2 protein-coding genes are annotated in these 21,409 nt (G+C 50.7%); both read left to right on the top strand.

Annotated elements, in window-relative coordinates; all coding sequences use genetic code 11:
• Window positions 1-12 precede the first annotated feature (12 nt).
• Complete coding sequence (locus G4O42_RS11145; RefSeq protein ID WP_032872222.1) at window positions 13-5,739, top strand: type I polyketide synthase; 5,727 nt, start codon at window positions 13-15, stop codon at window positions 5,737-5,739.
• A gap of 51 nt (window positions 5,740-5,790) precedes the next feature.
• Window positions 5,791-21,405, top strand: a complete 15,615-nt coding sequence (locus tag G4O42_RS11140; RefSeq protein WP_057766246.1) for an SDR family NAD(P)-dependent oxidoreductase — start codon at window positions 5,791-5,793, stop codon at window positions 21,403-21,405.
• Window positions 21,406-21,409 lie beyond the last annotated feature (4 nt).

The following is a 21,409-nucleotide window of genomic DNA, read 5'->3' as shown; positions in this document are numbered from 1 at the left end:
GAGGAAGTTCATATGCAAGAGCAGCTTCTTATTAACAATCAGCATCCCGTTCTGAAACATCATAAAGCCTATGGAAAGGAACTGCTGCCGGGTCTGGCTTATATTGACCTGATCTATCAGACTTTCAGAGAAAACGGTTTTTTTTATGCCGGCCTTGAACTCAGGCACTTATCGATTTTTCACCCTTTAGCTCCTGAACAGGGAGAATCAATCCTGCTTTCCGTTGATTGTACAGAGAACGGCGAAGGGCAGTGGAAGGTGGAGGTGAAAGGGCAAAAACAAGGTGACGAAGCAGCAGAGACAAAGGTATATGCCGCGGCGCAAATGCATTCCGTCAAGCCCGCCGGCTTCCAAGAGAGCGTCCGGATGGATGCCGTAAAACAAACGGCGGCAGAAATACCGCTTGAGGACATTTACGCGGAATGCAGGGATCAAGAACTGGTTCATTCAGGAATGATGAAAGGCTGCGGAAGCGTCTACCAAACTGAAAAAGAGATTTATATTGATCTGTCGGTGCAAAAGGATCAGCTGGAACATGCAGAAGAGGCGATGTTTCATCCCGCATTGATAGATGCGAGCAGCATCGGCTCCAATGTATATCTCGCTCCTTTGACGAGGGAGGAGGGGCAATTATTTCTGCCGCTGTTTTATGAATCGTTTTATTGCGCCGAATTGCTGCAGACAACATGTATCACTAAGATAAAAAAAGAATCCGTCACCCGTAAGAAAGATCTCGTTTACGTGACAATGGAGTTTTTCAATGAGGAAGGCAGAAAAGTCGGCGAACTGAAAAACTTCGCCAATAAACTGGTGAGGGACCCGGAACTGATCAATCAGAAACGGCAAAAGAAAGAACCTGACGGGCGGAATGCCGTCCCGGCTCCGCAAGCGGAACCGGCGCCTTCTGAGCCCCGCCATGCGGAGGCTTCCGCCGGCCTTATTGAACAGTGCATCCTTTATTTAAAAGAATTGCTTGCCGCCCGATTGAACAAACCTGTGAAAGAGATTGACCCGGATATCGGCTACTATGAAATGGGCCTGGATTCTCCGGGGCTGTTGGACATGGTAAAGGAAATTGAACAAAAAATCGGAACGCAGCTTCTGCCGACACTGTTATTTGAATACACGACAATCGCGGAATTGGCGGGATATTTGTGCGAACATTACGGAGCCGGTTTCGGCCATGCTCAAAGCGGGCATTCAAGTGCTGAGCCTTTGCACCGGGAAAAAAAGAGGACGACCCAAAACCTCGTGAAAAAATCGGCGTCAGCCGGAACGCAGAATGGAGATATTGCGATTGTCGGGATGGCGGGACGGTACCCCGGCGCCAAAAATCTTCGTGAATTTTGGACAAATTTAAAAAATGGAGAAAACAGCGTAACGGAAGTGCCTCGTTCCCGCTGGGATACGAGGACATATGAGCATTTGCGATCGCCGTCCGGCAAGCCGATTTCCAAATGGGGCGGTTTTATAGACGATCCGGATTGTTTTGACGCGAAATTTTTCCGGATTTCTCCGCGGGAGGCAGAAGCTAAAGATCCGCAAGAACGATTGTTTTTAGAAACATGCTGGGAAACGATTGAGGATGCGGGCTACACCCCGGAAACAATCGTTCAGCCGATAGGGCCGAATAAGAGAATGAACGTCGGTGTGTTTGCCGGGGTGATGCATATGGATTATTCTCTCGCCGGCGCTGAAGCTGCGGCCAAAGGGCTGGTCTTTCCTTATCCCTTGAACTATGCGCCGATCGCAAACCGGGTTTCATATTTTTGCAATTTTCACGGGCCGAGCATGGCGGTTGACACGGTGTGTTCGTCATCTCTGACGGCCGTCCATATGGCGGCGGAAAGTCTGAGACGCGGTGAATGTGAAGCAGCTCTTGCCGGAGGCGTCAATTTATCATTGCACCCGACAAAATATATCACATACGGCTTGATGGATATGCATTCGAGTGACGGGCTGTGCCGCACGTTCGGCGAAGGAGGCACAGGCTATGTCTCAGCTGACGGCATCGGTGCCGTGCTGCTGAAGCCGCTTCACAAGGCCGAAGAAGATAAAGATCATATTTATGCGGTGATAAAAGGCAGCGCCGTCAATCACGTGGGGACCGTCAGCGGGATTACCGTGCCGAGCCCCGTGGCGCAGGGGGATATGATAGCTGAATGTCTTGAAAAGACGGGGATCGATCCCCGGACGATTTCTTATGTGGAAGCGCACGGAACCGGAACTTCTTTAGGAGATCCGATTGAAATACAAGGTCTTGTTAAAGCTTACCGCACGTTTACGGAGGATCGGCAATTTTGTGCGATCGGTTCCGTTAAATCGAATATCGGACATGCGGAATCAGCCGCCGGGATCAGCGGGCTTCATAAAACGGTTTTGCAGCTGTTTCACAAAACGCTTGTCCCTTCTTTGCACTCAAAGACGATGAATCCGTATCTCCGTTTAGAGGACTCGCCATTTTACGTGCAGCAAAAAACCGAGTCATGGAAAAAGCCGGCGTATACAGAGAACGGCATTGAACATGCCTGTCCGAGACGCGCAGGCATCAGTTCATTCGGGGCGACGGGGTCAAACGTTCATCTCATTTTAGAAGAGTACAGGCCCAAAAGCCCCGGCATTACGGAGAATCAAGAGAGACCGTATATCGTGCCTCTGTCAGCGAAAAATCCGGAGCGGCTGAAAGAATACGCTGCCCGCCTGCTGATGTTTCTCAAAGATGAAGCGCCTGAAGGAAGCGGGCCGCTTCATGACAAAATAGATACAATGCAAAATCAGCTGGAAAATGCGCTGCGCAGTGTTCTGGCGGAAGTTCTGCATGTAGAGTCCGGCTCGGTAGATGGTGAACAGGATTGGAAGGAATTCGGCTTGGATGTCATGCAGCTGACACAGTTTGCTGAGCTGATGACGGATCAATACGGGCTGGCAATAGACATGACTGATCTCATACAGCATACTTCCGTCCGGACTTTAGCAGAATGTCTGACAAACGATGAGAAATATAAGAATATTCTTTCCGGTCTTTTCGGTCAGTCCGGCTTAGATAAGCAGCCTGATGAACCTTTTTCCCTGCGGTCACTGGCGTATACGCTGCAAACGGGACGGCTGGCAATGGAAGAACGGCTTGTTTTTTTAGTGAACGATCAAGCGGACCTGATCAGGAAATTAACTGAATTTACAGAACAAAAACGGCAGATTGACGGCTGCTTTCAAGGGCGGTCTGATAGCGGAACGGAAATCAGGGGTTTCCTGAATGATGATCAGGATACGGAGGAGCTGATCCGAAAATGGATGGACAGCGGCACTTACAAAAAACTTGCGGAGCTGTGGTCAAAAGGATTTGACATAGACTGGACGCGGCTGTATCAGGAGGAGAAACCGCGCAGGATGAGTCTGCCGACGTATCCGTTTGCAAAGGAACGATATTGGATACCGGAGCCCGATCATCCCGTCACTTCCGTAAATACAGAAAGCAGGCTTCACCCGCTGCTTCACCGCAATACATCAGATTTGCTAGAACAAAAATTCAGTACGATACTGAACGGAGATGAATTCTTCTTAGCCGATCATATCGTCCGAAACAAGTGTGTTCTCCCCGGGGCGGCTTATCTTGAAATGGCGAGAGCCGCGGCTGAACTGGCTGCCGCGCCGTTAGCCGCTGAATACACGGCTAAAACCGGCATTTCGCTGCGGTATATCAGCTGGATACGCCAGGCCGTTCATAAAAAAGAGCCGCTGCGTATGACGACAGGGCTTTCTTTGGAGGATAACGGCAATGTTTCATTTCGAGTGTACAGCAATGAAAATGATCCAGACATTTATTGTGAAGGCAGTGCTGTGATTGAGCCGCTGTCTGAGGCGCCGGTTTTGCATATTGAACAGCTGAAAGCGCGATGCCGCAAAAAAGTGCTGTCAAAAGAAGACTGCTATGCGGCGTTTGCAAAGGCGGAAATTGTATACGGACCTTCACATCAAGGAATTGATCACATTTATTGCGGGGAGAAAGAAGCCTTGGCTAAATTGGTGCTCCCTGCTTCCGTTTCTGATGAGGCTGAACAGTTTGTGCTCCATCCGAGTCTGATTGATTCTGCTTTTCAGGCGGCCATCGGCGTTATGAATGAAGATCAAGCGGGTTATCCTGAGCAGCCGTTAATGCCTTTTGAATTGCATGAACTGACCGTTTTTTATACGTGCGGTCCAAACATGTGGGCGGCCGTATTTGTGACGCATGAAACACCGGCCGTACGAAGAATGGACATTGATATATGTGATGAACGCGGCAATGTGTGTGTAAGGATAAAAGGATTTTCTGCCCGGATGGCCGAAAGTGCGCCGGCCGTAACCGATAATAAGCAATACGATCTGACGGGTAACCTTACCGGAGCCGTCAAACTAATGCAGGTATGGGACGCGGAACCGATAGACAACCAAACCGGCTTCCACATTTCTGAAGCAAAAGCTGTCATCATAGGCGGTACAGACGGGCAGGCGGACGCGGTTTTACGATTGTTTCCTAAAGCTGTGCGATTTGATATCGGCCAAAGTGCTTCCGTTGAAGTGATATCTGATCGGCTCCGCCGTCTCGGTGAGATTCAGCATATGATCTGGTTTGCCCCTCAGCCGGCTGATTCTGACAGCCATGATCAAAAAAGCGGGGTGCTGCAAATTTTCAGAGCGGCCAAAGCTCTTATCGGTCTCGGGTATGGAAAAGAGCAGCTAGGGATGACGGTGATTACGCACCAAGCACAGCCTATCACCCAATATGATGAGGTGCGTCCCGCTCATTCCAGTGTGCACGGTTTCGTCGGGTCTCTCGCTAAAGAACATCCGAGCTGGCACATCCGTCTGGCCGATCTTGAAGACGGGGGGGATTTCCCCGCAGAAGACATATTCAGCCTGCCCCGCGACCGTACGGGTAAAGCGTGGGTGCGCAGACATCAGGAATGGTACCGGCCTCAATTGCTTCCGGTCCAAAGCGGGCCGTCTGAAAGTGTTCCTTACCGCTATGGAGGCGTATATGTCATCATCGGCGGTGCGGGAGGCATCGGCGAGGTTTGGACAGATTATATGGTGACGACGTATAAAGCCCGAGTCGTCTGGATCGGGAGGAGGCCGCTGGACAGCCGGATACACCAAAAAATAGACCGGTACCGGTCATCAGGCCCGGCTCCCGAATATATAGCCGCAGATGCTTCTGATCTTCCATCGCTTCAGCGCGCCTATGAACAGATTAAAAACACATACGGCACCATCAGCGGCGTCGTTCATTCAGCGATGGTATTTGCGAATGAAAGCGTAAAAGATATGGAAGAATCACAGTTTCACGCCGGCCTTGCGGCGAAAGTGGATATTTCCGTCAACATTGCCGAAGTATTTGCGAAAGAGTCTTTGGACTTTATTCTCTTTTTCTCTTCGGTTATTTCATATATTAAGAATCCGAACCAAAGTCATTATGCGGCGGGGTGCGCATTTAAAGACGCATTTGCCCATGAGCTTTCCGGACGGCTGTCATGCCGGGTCAAAGTGATGAACTGGGGTTATTGGGAGCGGGCTGACAATCACATTTCTGAAGAGTTTGACAGACTGAGTGCAATCGGTCTCGGGCTGATCAGCCGTGCGGAAGGGATGCAGGCGCTGGAAACTCTGCTGACGCAGCCGATCTCCCGTATGGGGCTGATGAAGCTGACCAAGCCGATTCCGATCGAGGGAATGAACCCTCATGAATTTGTGACTATCTGATTGCCTGTCAAAATGACGGAGCAAATTTAATTTTCTTAGGAGGATAAGGTTTTGGGTAAGGGAGACAAACAAAAAGACCGTACACAGTTATCCTTAAGAACAGAAATAAGCAATCAAATGAAAGAATTGAATCGGCTTTTGCTGCAAGTGCTGCGGGTGACGCTGCGTTCAATGGGTCTGACCGGCGAAGCGCCGGCGGCTTCCTGTCTGCCTTTATATGAGCGCTGGCTGGAAGAAAGCATCCGTCTTTTAGACAGCGATTTTAAAAGCGATGAAACGGCCGCGGTTTGGGAAGAGTGGCATAAGAAGAAAAACGAATGGCTGAAAGATCCGGATATGAAAGCGCAGGCTCTGCTGGCGGATACCGTCATTCAAGCTTTGCCTGACATTTTAACAGGCAAAATAAAAGCCACTGACGTGATGTTTCCCGATTCCTCAATGGAGCTTGTTGAAGGAATCTATAAGCATAACATTCTCGCTGATTATTACAACGATGTGCTGGCAAATGAAGCGTGTATTTATGTGGAAAATGTAATTAAAAACAATCCTGAGGCAAACATCCGTCTGCTGGAGATCGGAGCGGGCACCGGCGGAACGAGCAGCACACTGTTTAAAAAGCTCCGCCCCTATCAAAACCATATTCAGGAATACTGTTATACCGACTTGTCAAAAGCTTTTTTAATGCATGCCGAAAAGGAATACGGCGCGGACAATCCGTATTTGACGTATCAGCTGTTTAATGTGGAGCAGCCTGCGGCGGGCCAGGGATTACATCTGAGAACCTACGATATCGCTATTGCCGCAAACGTGCTGCATGCCACCAAAAACATCCGGAAAACCTTACGGACGGCAAAAGCCGTATTGAAAAAGGACGGTTTGCTGCTCGTTAATGAACTGGGCGGGCATACGCCGTTTACACATGTTACATTCGGCTTATTAGAGGGCTGGTGGCTGTACGAAGACGAGGCGCTGCGGATTCCGGGGTGCCCCGGTCTTTATCCGGAAACATGGAAATCCGTTTTAATGGCTGAAGGCTTTCATTCCATTCAATTTCCGGCTGAAAACGAACGTCTGCACACCCAGCAGATTATCACGGCGAAAAGCAACGGAGTCATCAGGCAGAGCAGGAAAGCTTACACCGCGCAAAAGCGCCAATCAAACGTACCGCAAACATCCTCTGATCGTCAGCTCCCCATCAAACAAGCGGGAGAGGGGCTTTCGGAAAAGACAGCGGCTTTTCTGATAAGGGCTGCGGCAAAAGTATTAAAAATGCCGGCAGAAGAGATAAATCCGCTGGCTCCTCTGGATGAATACGGCATTGACTCTATTCTGATCGTTCAGCTGACGAATGAGCTGCGGGATCTTGTCCCTGATATCAGCAGCACGCTGTTTTTTGAATACCGGACGATAGAAGAGCTTGCCGCATACTTGGCTGAAACGAAGGAGCGCGAACTGCATGCGCGATTTTCTGAAGAAGTCCGTCATACTGAAGCGGCATCATCCGGCTCTTTGCTTGAAAAAAGCACAGACTACCTGAAACAGATCGTCAGCGCCATCTTAAAGATGCCGATTGAGGACGTTCAAGCCCATACGCCCCTTGAAGAATACGGAATCGATTCCATCTTAATCGTACAGCTGACCAACCGCGTGCGGGAAGACATACCTGATCTCAGCAGCACTTTGTTCTTCGAGTATCCGACAATCGGCGGATTAGCGGAATATCTCGTCAGCTCAAGACAGGATGATATGGCCGGGATTTTCAAGACAAATAAAGAAGCCGAAAAGGCGCCGCACACATTACAGAAAAAGCAAAGCCGCAAAAAAAGCGCCGGATTGACGAAGCGCCAAGCGGCATCTTTGTCTGAAAAAGCACCGCCCGCTTCCGAACCGCCGTCAAAACACCTTGAAGTGGCAATTGTCGGTCTTGCCGGACGGTATCCCGGAGCTGAAAATGTTAATGAGTTCTGGGAACGGTTAAAGACCGGTGAACACGGAATCACCGAAATTCCGAAAGACCGCTGGGATTGGCGGGACTACTATGATGAGACAAAAGGTAAGGAAGGCCGGATGTATACGAAGTGGGGCGGCTTTTTATCAGATATTGATAAATTTGATCCGCTGTTTTTTAAAATCTCCCCGAAAGAAGCGGAGCGCATGGACCCGCAGGAGAGACTGTTTCTGGAAACCGCTTATGCGGCCCTTGAGGATGCCGGATATACCCCTGATTCACTATGCGCCGGTAAAAAGGTTGGTGTCTTTGCGGGTGTCATGAACGGCAACTATCCGACAGGGGCCCACTACCACTTTATCCCGAACCGCGTATCCTATGTGTTTGATTTTCACGGTCCGAGCATCGCGGTCGATACCGCATGCTCCTCATCCTTAACCGCCATTCATCTCGCCGCAGAAAGCATCAGAACAGGTGCATCTGAATGCGCGATTGCCGGCGGCGTAAACCTGATTACAGATCCGGTTCATTATATCGGGCTTTCTTCTATGAGAATGCTGTCACCGTCAAACGCGTGCAAAGCGTTCGGTGATAAGGCTGACGGGTTTGTTGACGGAGAGGGCGTCGGCTGTATCGTGTTAAAGCCGTTGAATAAGGCTGTTGAAGATCATGATCATATATACGGTGTCATTAAAGGGAGCGCTCTGAACGCCGGCGGCAAAACGAACGGGTTCACCGTTCCGAATCCGAATGCACAAGGGGAAGTGATCGCAGAGGCGATGGAGCGGGCAGGGATTGATCCGAGAGCAATCAGCTATCTGGAAGCCCACGGCACCGGCACTTCCTTGGGAGATCCGATTGAAATCGCAGGGTTAACCAAGGCTTTCCGACGCTATACGGATGCAAAGCAATTTTGTTCCATCGGTTCTGTTAAATCCAATATCGGACACCTGGAAAGTGCGGCGGGCATTGCTGCGGTCACCAAAATTCTTCTTCAGATGAAACACGGATATCTGGTGCCGTCGCTGCATTCAAAGCAGCTGAACCCGGAAATTGATTTTGAAACTTCTCCTTTTATCGTGCAGCAGAAAACGGCGGAATGGAGACGGCCGGTCATAGAATCTGAAGGAGTAACACGGGAATATCCGAGAATCGCGGGTACATCTTCTTTCGGAGCGGGCGGTGCAAATGCCCACCTGCTGATAGAAGAGTATGAACCGGCTGAAATGAGTTCGGCAGACACCGGCCGTCCGGCGCTTTTTGTTTTATCGGCAAAAGATAAAGACCGCTTGCGCGAGCGGGCTCTGTTGCTGGCGGATACCGCCGGAAACGGAACAATTACAGATGCGAACCTGCTTGACGCGGCATTTACCCTTCAAGTCGGCAGGGTCCCGATGGAAGAACGGCTGGCGATGGCAGCGGACTCTGTTTCTGAATTGGAACAGAAGCTGACTGCTTTTCTGAATAATGTTGGTTCTGTAAGCGGGGTGTTTACAGGACGGGGTGATAGTGCTGTCACGGAGACGGAAGGCACAGTCAGTGATTGGACGGAAAAACGTCAATTTAACAGTCTTTTGAATGCCTGGGTTCACGGGACGCCCGTCGATTGGCTATCTTTATATAAAGGCGTGCTGCCGCATCGTATCAGTCTGCCGTCTTATCCATTTGCAAAAGAAAGCTACTGGATGAAGCGGGAAGAACCAAAAACAGGAACAACTGAATATGTGCATCCTTTCCTGCATGAAAATACGTCAACCTTGGCGGAGCAAAGCTATCATACTTCTTTTACAGGCCGGGAACACGTTTTCCAGAATGTGAGAGGGGAGCGGGTTCTGTCGGCAGCCGTTTATTTAGAAATGGCGCTTGCGGCTTATCATCATGCGGCAGACAGCTCTGAAGAAAAAGAGATATGGATCCGAACGGCGGCATGGACTGACCCGATTACCGGCGGACATCACGGTGCGGGCGTCAATCTCTCCCTTCTGTCTGAAGACGAGGAAGGCATTTATTATGAAATATACAGTGACGAAGAGAAGCTGCATCATTATGGAATCATCGGACAAGGGAACATACAGCCATCCCGCGTGCTGGATATTGCCTCCTTACAAAAAGACTGCCGCCCGCTGTCATTCGATTATGAAACACCAGGCACATCAGGTGTAACGATCAGTAAGGAGTTCCGCACCGTTGAAAAGCTTTATGCGGGAGAAAATGCGGTTTGGGCGAAGCTTGCTCTTACAGATGAAAGCGGCCGTAATCCGGGATATCATCTGCCGCCGGAATTTGTTGACGCAGCTTTTCATGTCCTGGCAAAAACGGAGCCGTCAGTCCATATCGTGCCTGAAGCGGTTGAAGAACTGCGCGTCATGCGTCCGTGCTCATCCGGCATGTGGATGTATATTAATAAAAAGAATCAAACCGGCTGTGACATTCAATTTTGTGACGAAACCGGCACTGTCTGCGCAGAAATCAAAGGGATAAGAATGAGACACCCGTCTCAGCAGGATCACGGGCAAGAGGAACAATCCGAGATGATGATATTTGAAGAAATGTGGACTCGGCAGCCTTTGAAGAAATCCATTCATGAAGAGCTGAAAACGGTCATCTGTTTTCTTACGGGAGAAGCTGCCAGAAAGCATGCTTATCAGTCTTTACGATCCCTTTATCCGGGAGCCGGCGTGTTTTTTATTTCACAGGGTGAGGAAACTCAAAAGCTTTCAAACACGCATTATCAAATTAAAATCACTGACGGACAAGCATATCAAGAAACGTTTCGGCATATTGAAACGGCTGCAGGCAAAGCGGATGCCATTTTGTATGGATGGCCGCTTGAAGATGAAAAGGCCGTGAAAGACTATTCCATTCTGTATTATGTGATCCGCGCAGCTGCTTCTTTGCGTTTTAAACCGAGGCGAATCCTTCTTTCCGCTCAGTGCGGGACCGATACCGATATCAGTTACGCCGAGTCATGGATCGGGCTGGAACGGTCGCTGAAACTGATCTTGCCGGAGACGGATACGGCCGCGGTTTATTTTGGACAAAAAGGACCGTTAGAAAAACTGATCCATAACGTATGTGAAGAACTTCACAGCGAGTCGTTCCGCAGTGTCATGTACAGTGGGGAAATCCGTCACGTCATGGAAATGAAGCAGACGGATATTGCCTCTGTTGAGAAGCGTGTGATAAAAAGCGGGAAAACGTACTTGATTACCGGCGGATGCGGGGGATTAGGCTTGTTATTTGCCGGATATTTCGCTGAAAAAGGACCGGTTACGCTCATTTTGACGGGGAGATCAGCGGCAGGCGGCCCGGTGCTGAACAAGATAAAGAGATTGGAAGAATCAGGCGCCAAGGTGTTTTACGTGCAGGCGGATGCCGCAGATCAGGCTCAGATGGAGAAAGGTTTGCAAGAAGCGAAAGAGAAAGGATGCGGGCCGATTCACGGTGTCATTCACGCTGCAGGTCTTCAAGGCACTGAAAGCATTCTGGAGAAAGATCTGCAAACCTTTCAGCAAGTCTTATCGCCAAAAGCGGACGGCACCGCGGTGTTAGATCAGGTTCTGTCACGGGAGCCGCTTGACTTCTTCTGTTGTTTCTCTTCTTCTTCAGCGATTTTAGGAGACTTCGGTTCTTGTGACTACGCGATGGGGAACCGCTTCCAAATGGCTTTTGTCCGTCATCGGGAAAAACTTGTGAGCCTCGGACTCAGAAGCGGCAAGTCACTTGCAATCAATTGGCCGCTTTGGAAAGAAGGGGGGATGCATGTCGGCACGGCGGAAAGCACCGATATGTATTTAAAATCAAGCGGACAGCGTTATTTATACACAGAGGAAGGACTCGACGCTTTTGAAACATTGTTAGTCCAGCCGTCCAGCCAGTATCTCGTCCTGGCCGGTTTTCCGTCGAGGGCCAAACGCTTCCTGCAGATAGATCAAGGCGAACGGCCGATTTCGGGTTCTGTAAACAGGAACGTCCCGTTTTCAGGAAGGCGGAGTGAAATGAAAGGCTTTACACTGGAAGAATGCGTAAGCTGGGATGTGAAAGAATTGGCGGCGAGGCTTTTGAAAATAGACAAGAACAGACTGACGGACGCTGACAATCTGGCTGATTTCGGGTTTGATTCTATCAGTTTGGCGGAATTCGCCTCTTCTTTGTCCGCTCATTACGGAATTGAAGTGACACCGGCCCTGTTTTTCGGACATTCCACACTGGAGAAGGTCGTCCGCTATTTTCTGACGGAACACAAGTCCGTCATGGAGCATGTCTATGAAGAAAAGAAACCTGAATCCGCAGAGCAATCTGTCTTTGAAAAGGCAGGAACGGAAAAGCGAAAGAAGCAGAGGGGAAGAAATAAGCTGAACGCCGGAACCGAGGGCAGTCAGGCAGCTGATTCCATTGCCATTATCGGCATGAGCGGCCGATTTCCTCAGGCGCGCACAGCGGACGAGCTGTGGGACATTCTGTTTCAGGAAAAGGACGTTGTCGCACCGGTCGCAAAAAAAGGCTTCACGAGTTCAAAATGGAAACTCGGCGCTGTACCGGGGGCGGACGAATTCGACCCTTTATTTTTTGAAATATCGCCGAGGGAAGCTGAAACGATGGATCCGAAACAGCGGCTGCTTCTTCAGGAAGCGTGGAGGGCCCTTGAGGACGCCGGCTACGGCGCCAGTCACATCAGGCAGCAGACGATCGGTATGTTTGTAGGGGCGGAAGAAGGAGATTATCACCTTTTAACACGGGACAAAGGCAATGTCACGTCTCATCATAACGGTATTTTGGCGGCGCGGCTGGCTTATCACTTGAATTTATCAGGTCCTGTGATGGCGATAAATACAGCATGTTCTTCGGGACTCGTTTCTGTCCATCAGGCGGTATTAAGCCTGCAGAATAAAGAGTGCACCACAGCTGTTGCGGCCGGGGTGAATATCATGAATACCCCGGACTTTTTTGAAACGATAGATAAAGCCGGAATGCTGTCGGAAAACGGGAAATGCTTCGCGTTTGATAAAAGGGCTGACGGCATGGTTCCGGGGGAAGCGGCCGCGGCGGTTGTTCTGAAGCCGCTGAGAGAGGCGGAAGCGGATGGTGATCCGATTTACGGGGTGATTCGGGCGAGCGGCATCAATTATGATGGGAAAACAAACGGAATTACCGCTCCGAGCGGCGTCGCGCAGACCCGGCTGCTTACTTCCGTTTATGACCGGGGCCGTATCAATCCTGAAGATATCGAATATATCGTCACACACGGCACAGGTACAAAACTCGGTGATCCGGTGGAAATTAACGCGCTTTATGACGCATTTTCTGCCTATACAAACGAAGAAGCATTTTGCGCGCTCACATCAATTAAAACCAATATCGGCCACACGTTTGCCGCATCAGGCATTGTCAGTTTGATCAGTCTTTTACAGGCGTTCTCCCGTGAAATGATTCCCGCCAGTCTGCATTGCAGCGGGGAAAACCGCTATATCAACTGGGAGAAGAGTCCTTTTTATGTGAATAAAACGGGTAAACCGTGGCCTTCTCTGCCGGGTAAAAACCGAATGGGGGCAGTCAGCGCATTCGGGATGAGCGGAACAAACGCCCATGTCGTTATGGAAAGCTATAAGCGCAGCGCTTCACCTCATCGTGATGCCCCTGCATATTTACTTACTTTGTCTGCAAAAACAGAGGAGGCTCTTCACGAAAAAATCGAAGATATGATCACTTGGGCGGAAAATGGCGGACTGAAAGAAAATGATCTGGCCCAGCTCAGCTATACGTTGTTAAAAGGACGGCATCACTTTAACCATCGCGCCGCCATCGTAGTGCAAGATGCTGATGACGCAGTGTATGTATGGAAGCAGGCAAAGCTTAATGAACATCATCCTTATGTGTTTTCGGGAAAAGTACCGCAGCACTTTGCAGGCCGTCAGCATATTCAGGAGCACATAATAGAAGTGCTCGGCAAGTGCAGCGCCTCATATTCTGACCATAGAAAATATCAGGAGCTGTTATGCGTGCTGGCAGATTTTTATTGTCAAGGTTATGAAATCGAAGGGGACTTGCTTTATGGCGGACCTTTGCCGCGAATCGGCAATCTGCCGGGCTACCCGTTTGCCAGGCAGACGTATTGGGCGTCCGATCGTCTTCAGAGAGAGCTTGAAAGCCGGAATTCAGCTGAACGTGAAAAGCTTCACCCGTTGCTCCATACGAATACATCGACCTTTACCGCCCAGCGCTTTACTTCTGTTTTTTCTGGGCATGAACCGTTTTTTGCCGATCATATCGTCAATGGAAAACCGGTGCTTCCGGGCGCGGCTGCTTTAGAAATGGCCCGGGCCGCCGTTACACTTGCCGCTGAAGACTTGCCGGGCGGGAAAGCGGGTGTCCGGCTCAAACAGATCGTTTGGCTCCGGCCGGTGACGGCGCTTTCTGAGGGAGTGACGCTTCATGTAAGACTTCAGCCGGAAGAAAACGGAGACATCGCTTTTGAGGCGTATGCCGAAGGGGAAGAGCCGCTTGTCTTTTTCCAGGGAAAGGCCGTGCTCGAAGAGACGGAGCGTGCTCCTGTACTCGATGTGGAAGCGGTTCAGGCGCGCTGCGGCGGCAGTCACTTGTCAAAGGCTGAGTGCTATGAAGCGTTCGACAGCCTCGGCATCACCTACGGACCGTCGCATCAGGCGCTTGACGCCGTCTATGCCGGAAGCGGAGAAGTGCTCGCGAAGCTCACTCTTCCGCCGTCCGCCCGCGAGGAAAAGGAGCCGTTCACCCTGCATCCGAGCATGCTGGACGCCGCCCTTCAGGCTTCTATCGGTCTCGTGCTCTCAGACGGTTCCGCGTCCGGACGGCCGTTTCTGCCGTTTGCCCTGCAGGATATGCAGGTGTTTTCTGCGTGCCGGGAGACGATGTGGGCGGTGCTTTCCTCAAAGGACGGCGCCTATCATATTGAGCTGTGTGACGAAAACGGTGCGGTATGTGTCCGATTGACGGGGCTCACCGCCCGTTTTCTGGAAGAGGAAACGGAGGAAAAACCGCTCTTGCTTCAGCCAAAGTGGCAGGAATCACCGCCGGGTGAAGGCGGCGGACAAGAAGAGTCTTTCAGATACGTGACGCTGTATGGCGGAATGAACGCTGAGGACATAAGCGGCGCCGTATGTGCGGCTGACGGCGAAGGTCCGATTGAAGACCGTTATGACGCCTGCGCGGCGGAGCTGTCAGCGATCGTCAAGCGTCTTATCAAAGAAAAACAGAAGAAAAAAACGCTGATCCAGCTTCTTGTCCCCGACAGGGGGGAAGACAATGTATTGGCGGGGCTGGCCGCTTTCCTGAAAACGGCTCACCTTGAACATCCGAAGCTGTACGGCCAAGTCATCCAAGCCGATCCGGACGAGTCAGCATCAGCGCTTCTTGCCAAGCTGAAAGAAAACCGGGCGCATCCTGAACAAGCGGAAATCCGTTATGAAGACGGCAAACGTCTCGTCAGAGACTGGCGTCATCTGCCGGCCTCTCAAAGCGGCGCCGTTCCGTGGAAAGACGAAGGGGTCTACCTCCTCACCGGGGGAGCGGGCGGCATCGGACTGATTTTCGCTGAAGAAATAGCCTCCCGCGTCAAAAACGCTGTCCTCGTATTAACGGGAAGGGCAGAAGCGCTTGATGAAGAGCGCTCCGCCCGCTTACGGCGCTTGGAAGCGTCGGGCGCCCGCGTATTGTATCAACCGGTTGACGTGACAGACAGAGCGGCGGTCATCGCCCTCGTCCGCGGCATACAGGAGGAGCACGGAACACTCGACGGGATCATTCACGGCGCAGGCGTAATTGCTGACAACTACATTCTGAACCAGACAGAAAACGAACGGAAGACCGTCATGGCGCCGAAAGTGAAAGGGCTTATCAATCTTGATGAAGCAGCGAAAGATGTGCGGCTGGACTTTTTTATTCTGTTTTCTTCCTTGGCGGGAGGCATGGGAAATCCGGGGCAGGCCGGTTATGCGGCAGCCAACGCATTTATGGATGTTTATGCAGCCCGCCGGAACCGTCTCGTGCGGGACAACGAGCGGAGCGGGCAGACCCTGTCTGTCAACTGGCCGCTTTGGGAAGAAGGAGGTATGCGCGTGGACAAAGAGACCGAACGGCTGATGTACGAACAGACCGGAATGAAAGCTATGCGATCAGCCTCAGGCATCCAGGCGCTTTACGCGGCTTTTGCCTCCGGAGAACACCAGGTCATGGTGGCAGAGGGCGACGAAAAACGGATCCGCAGCCATATTTTCGATCTGGGGGAAGAACAAAGCGCCGCCGGACAAGCTCCGGCAGTGGCAGATGCAAGAGATCTGAAAGATCAGGTTCAAGAGAAACTAAAGCGGCATGTATCAGATCTTTTAAAGGTAAGCATGAAAGATATTGAGGCTGACAGCGAACTGACGGAATACGGATTTGATTCGATCATCTTCACTGAATTTACAAATCTATTAAATCGGACTTATCAGCTTGAGCTCAGCCCGACTATCTTCTTTGAATTTCCGACATTGCGCAAACTGAGCGGTCATTTGATATCTGAATGGAAAGAAGCGTTCAGCGGCTTAGAAAGAGAGAGTTTAAAAACCGCTCCAAAAGCCGGAATAAGAAAAGCTGAAGCTCCGGCGGCCGTTCATGTCAAGCGGGAAACGCCCGTATCCGTAAAAGGAAAATCAGAAGAAAAAACCGAACCGATAGCCATTATCGGAATCAGCGGTATTTTTCCGCAGGCGAAAGACATAGATGAATTCTGGACACGTTTACAAAAAGGGGAGCATTGCATCACAGAAATTCCCCGAGATCGCTGGGATTGGCGCGAATATTACGGCGATCCGGCAGCGGATGCAAATAAAACGTCAATTAAATGGGGCGGTTTTATAGATGGAATCGCCGGGTTTGACCCGCTGTTTTTCGGGATATCTCCGAAAGAAGCTGAAATGATGGATCCTCAGCAGCGTCTATTAATGATGTATGTGTGGAAAGCCATTGAAGACGCGGGGTACTCAGCAAAACGGATTGCCGGAACAAAAACCGGTATTTTCACCGGCACATTGGGAAGCGGATATCAAACCTTAATCAATAAGGCGGGTCTTCCTGTCGAGGGGTATACGATGACCGGAATCGTGCCGTCCGTCGGGCCGAACCGGATGAGTTATTTTCTTGATATTCACGGGCCGAGCGAGCCGGTAGAAACCGCTTGTTCAAGCTCTTTAGTCGCCATTCACCGCGCGGTAAAAGCCATTGAAACGGGAGATTGTGATATGGCGGTCGCAGGGGGCGTCAACACGATCGTCACGCCTGAAGGGCATATCGGTTTTCAAAAAGCAGGCATGCTCAGTGAAGACGGGCGCTGCAAAACATTTTCCGATCAGGCTGACGGTTATGTCAGAGGAGAAGGTGCCGGCATGATTGTCTTGAAAAAGCTTTCAGAGGCAGAGCATGACAGGGATCACATCTACGGCCTCATCCGCGGTACAGCGGAAAATCACGGCGGACGCTCAGCGTCGCTTACCGCGCCGAATCCGCAGGCTCAGACGGATGTGCTGAAAAGCGCTTATCAAAAAGCCGGTATTCACCCGTCAACGATCACTTATATAGAAGCGCACGGAACAGGAACGGCACTCGGAGATCCGATTGAGATCAATGCATTGAAAAAAGCTTTCCAAACAGACGGGGCTCCGGGCGGATATTGCGGGATAGGCTCAGTGAAGACAAATATCGGACATTTGGAGCTCGCGGCAGGTATTGCGGGCGTTATCAAAGTATTGATGCAGCTGAAACATCGGACGCTCGCCAAAAGTCTGCATTGCGAGAACATCAATCCCCATATCAAATTGAAGGACAGCCCGTTTTACATTGTGACAGAAACAAAGGAGTGGGAAGCGCTGCGTGATGAAAACGGCCGGGTCCTGCCCCGCCGGGCGGGTGTAAGCTCATTCGGTTTCGGAGGCGTCAATGCGCATATCGTTATTGAAGAATACATGGGCAGAAGTGAGACGGAACAGCAGGAAACCCGTGAGAAAGCGTCATCTCTTTTTGTTTTGTCGGCTAAAAATGAAGAGCGGCTGAAAGAAAGAGCGCGTCTCCTTCGCGATTTTATCCAAAACGGATCATCCCGCCATATCGATCTTGCAGATGCCGCATACACACTGCAGACCGGACGGGATGCGATGGAAGCGAGGCTGGGAATCATTGCAGGCTCCGCAGAGGAACTGACTGAAAAACTGAACGCGTTTCTATTGGGAAAAAACAGCGAAGATATCATCAGCGGCCGTAAAAAACGCGAGAATAACACGATCTCCATGTTCTCAGACGATGAAGACGCTGCTGACCTCGTCAGCGCCTGGCTTGAGAAAAAGAAATACAGGAAAGTGCTGCGGCTCTGGGCAAACGGATTTGACACAGATTGGGAGCAGCTGTATACGGACAGTAAGCCGCGCCGCATCAGCCTGCCCTCCTATCCGTTCAGAGCCGACCGCTATTGGGTGCCGAAACGGGAGCAGCTGCCGCTTTCGAATCAAAAAACAGTAGTATTGCAAAAAACATGGGAACCGTGCGAGGCAGTGTCTTCATCCGAGCCGTTCAACAGCAAAATAGCGCTCATCGTCTCCGAGGATACAAAAGACCTTGCCGCCGAGGTGAAAAAACAGCTGAATGATGCTGACATTGTGCAGGAAAATCAGCTCATCTCTTTCTTACAGGATCCGAATGCGGCCATCTATTCGGGGTTTATTGACTTCACCGGCTGCGGCTCCCGACAAAAGCGGCAGGACATCAGCTGGGTGGCATCGCTGCAGCAGCTGATTGAATACGGCCGCGGACAAGAAAACATAAAAATGCTTTATCTTACAAAAGGGCTTGAATCCTTCAAAAATAAGGCGGCCGCTATGCATGGTATTGAAAAAGCGGGGCTTTATCGCATGCTGCGGCATGAATACAGCCATATTCTCACCTGTCACGCCGATATTGATCCTGAAGAGCCGCTGGAGCAGACAGCCGCTTTTATTAAACAAGAAATTGAATCAGACTTAACGGAATCTGCTGTTTGCTGCAGGGACGGCATGCGCTTCAGCTATGTTCTTCGGCAGACTGATCAGATTGAACCAGAAGCCGTGCAAACAGACCGGACTGCGTTTCCAAAAGACGCCGTCCTGATGATAACCGGAGGAACGCGCGGACTCGGCGCTTTATGCGCCAAGCATTTCGTTTCCGCATACGGTGTGAAGAAGCTGCTTTTGACAGGCAGAAAGGAGCTGCCGCCGAAAACCGAGTGGGATATTGAGCAGACAGACCCTGTCGTTTCGGAAAAAATACAGCTTATCCGGCAGCTGGAATCACAAGGCGTAGAAGTGTGCGTCTCAGCAGTTGATCTGACGGATAAGCAGGCAGTCGGACGGCTTATAAAAGAGGTAACCTCAACGCTCGGACCTGTCGGAGGCATTCTGCATTGCGCGGGAATTGCGGACCGTGAAAACCCTGCTTTTCTCCGCAAATCCAAAGACAGTATTGCGCGGGTGCTCGCCCCGAAAGCAGACGGCCTTCACAGTCTGTATGAGAGTGTAAAGGATGATGCGCCGGCATTTTTCGTCCTGTTTTCATCTGTCTCGGCAGCCGTCCCGATTCTTGCGGCGGGACAGAGTGATTATGCGATGGCTAATTCTTACATGGACTATTTTGCAGAAAACAATGAGAGCGACATCATCAGCATACAATGGCCGGCATGGGATGAGACGGGCATGAGCAAGGATATAAAAAGCGGGATTTATGAGCAAACGGGATTGCTGCGGCACTCTGACGCGGAAGGTCTCAAGATGCTTGATTACATTTTAAGAGAAAGACCCGGAGCTGTCGTGCTGCCGGCACAAGTGAAACATGATTGGGACATCAAAGCGCTGGAAAACGCCAAGCCAGCCGCCCATAAAGGAATGAAAGCAGCTTCCAAACCTCCTGAAACAAAAAAACGGGAACATAACCGGATTGATATTCAATCTTGGCTGAAGTCGCTTTTGGCAAAAGAGCTGAGTATCGATGAAACGCATATGGATATCGATGTGCCTTTTCAGGAATACGGAATGGATTCAATCTTTCTGGCGCAAGTACTGACAAAGATTGATCAAAAACTGCCGTCCGTTTCAATTGATCCGACTGTCCTTCTGGAACACCCTACCATAGAACAGCTCGCGGATTATTTAGCCGCACATTGTCCGGAAGCTTTTTCGGCAGATGCAGCAGTTTCCGCGGAGAAGGTTCCTTTGCAGAAGACGCCGAAACGGAGCAAAAAAACGGCAGATAAGCCTGAGAAACGGGGAAAGGTTGCGATCATCGGCATGGCCTGTCATTTTCCGAAAGCGGGGGATATAAAAGAATTTTGGAAGAATCTCCGCAGCGGAACGGATGCCGTCACTGAAGTTCCGCCGGACAGATGGGACACCGGGGAACACTATCAGCCGGGTGAATATCAAGAAGGAAAAAGCATCAGTAAATGGGGCGGTTTTATTCACGATATTGATCAATTTGACCCGGAGTATTTTAATATTTCAGAAACGCTGGCACCGATGATAGACCCGCTGCAAAGGCAGTGGCTCGAAGTGAGCGCGGAAGCTTTGGCCGATGCCGGTTATCAAAAAGAGGATCTCTGGGGCCGCCGTATCGGCGTTTTTGCCGGTGCAAGGGCAGGTGCGTTTCATCAGAAATTTCAATATCTGCAAAAAGACGCGATTATTGGCGCGGGGCAAAATTTTATTACCGCACATATGGCGCACATTTATAACTTTACAGGGCCCAACCTGGTCGTAGATACGGCCTGCTCCAGTTCGCTAACGGCAATTCATTTGGCCGTGCAGGCTATTCAAAATGGAGAAGCGGAAGCGGCCTTTGCGGGCGGGGTTGACATTTTGCTTGATGAAAAACCTTTTCTCACAATGAGCGCGGCGAGAATCTTATCGCCAAACGGCCGTTCAAAATCTTTCGATGCCGATGCGGACGGAACAGGAATAGGAGAGGGCTGCGGTGTGCTGATGCTGAAGCCGCTCGAAAAAGCGATAGAAGACGAAGATAAAATATACGGCGTTATTGACGGCTCTGCGATTAATAATGACGGCAGCACAATGGGCGTGACGACGCCGAATCCCCGGGCGCAGCAGGACTTGATTGAGCAGGCGGTTCAATCAGCGGAAATCGAGCCGGACACCATGACATACGTAGAGACGCACGGAACCGGTACATTGATCGGCGACCCGATTGAATTAAAGGGATTAACCAATGTCTTGTCTGCTTATTCCGATGAAAAACAATTTTGCGGTGTAGGAAGCGTCAAAAGCAATATCGGCCACTTGCTGAGTGCGGCGGGCGCGGCGGGAATCATCAAAGTTTTGCTGGCGATTGCCAATGAAGAACTGCCGCCGACTTTGCATTGCCATAAACCGAACCCCCGCTTTCAATTTAATGATTCACCGCTTTATCCTGTGCTTGAGCTGAAGCGGTGGGACGGAAAAAAAGAGATACTCAGGGCCGGGGTCAGCGCGTTCGGTTTGGGCGGGAATAACGCCCATATCATTGTCAGCAACGAAGGAATTCCGAAAGAGCGAAAAGCGACCATGGAACCGAAAGCCGGCCAGACAGTATACCGAAAACAGCGGTATTGGCCTGAAAAAGCACAGTTGCCCGAAGCAGAAGAAAATGAGGCGGGCACAGAAGCAATGTTTGAAATAAGCGAGGTGTGATAGA

The organism is Bacillus sp. LUNF1 (assembly GCF_011008975.1).
GTDB lineage: Bacteria > Bacillota > Bacilli > Bacillales > Bacillaceae > Bacillus > Bacillus velezensis.
The sequence above is the reverse complement of the archived record's forward strand: the minus strand, read 5'-3'. Positions and strand labels throughout refer to the sequence as shown.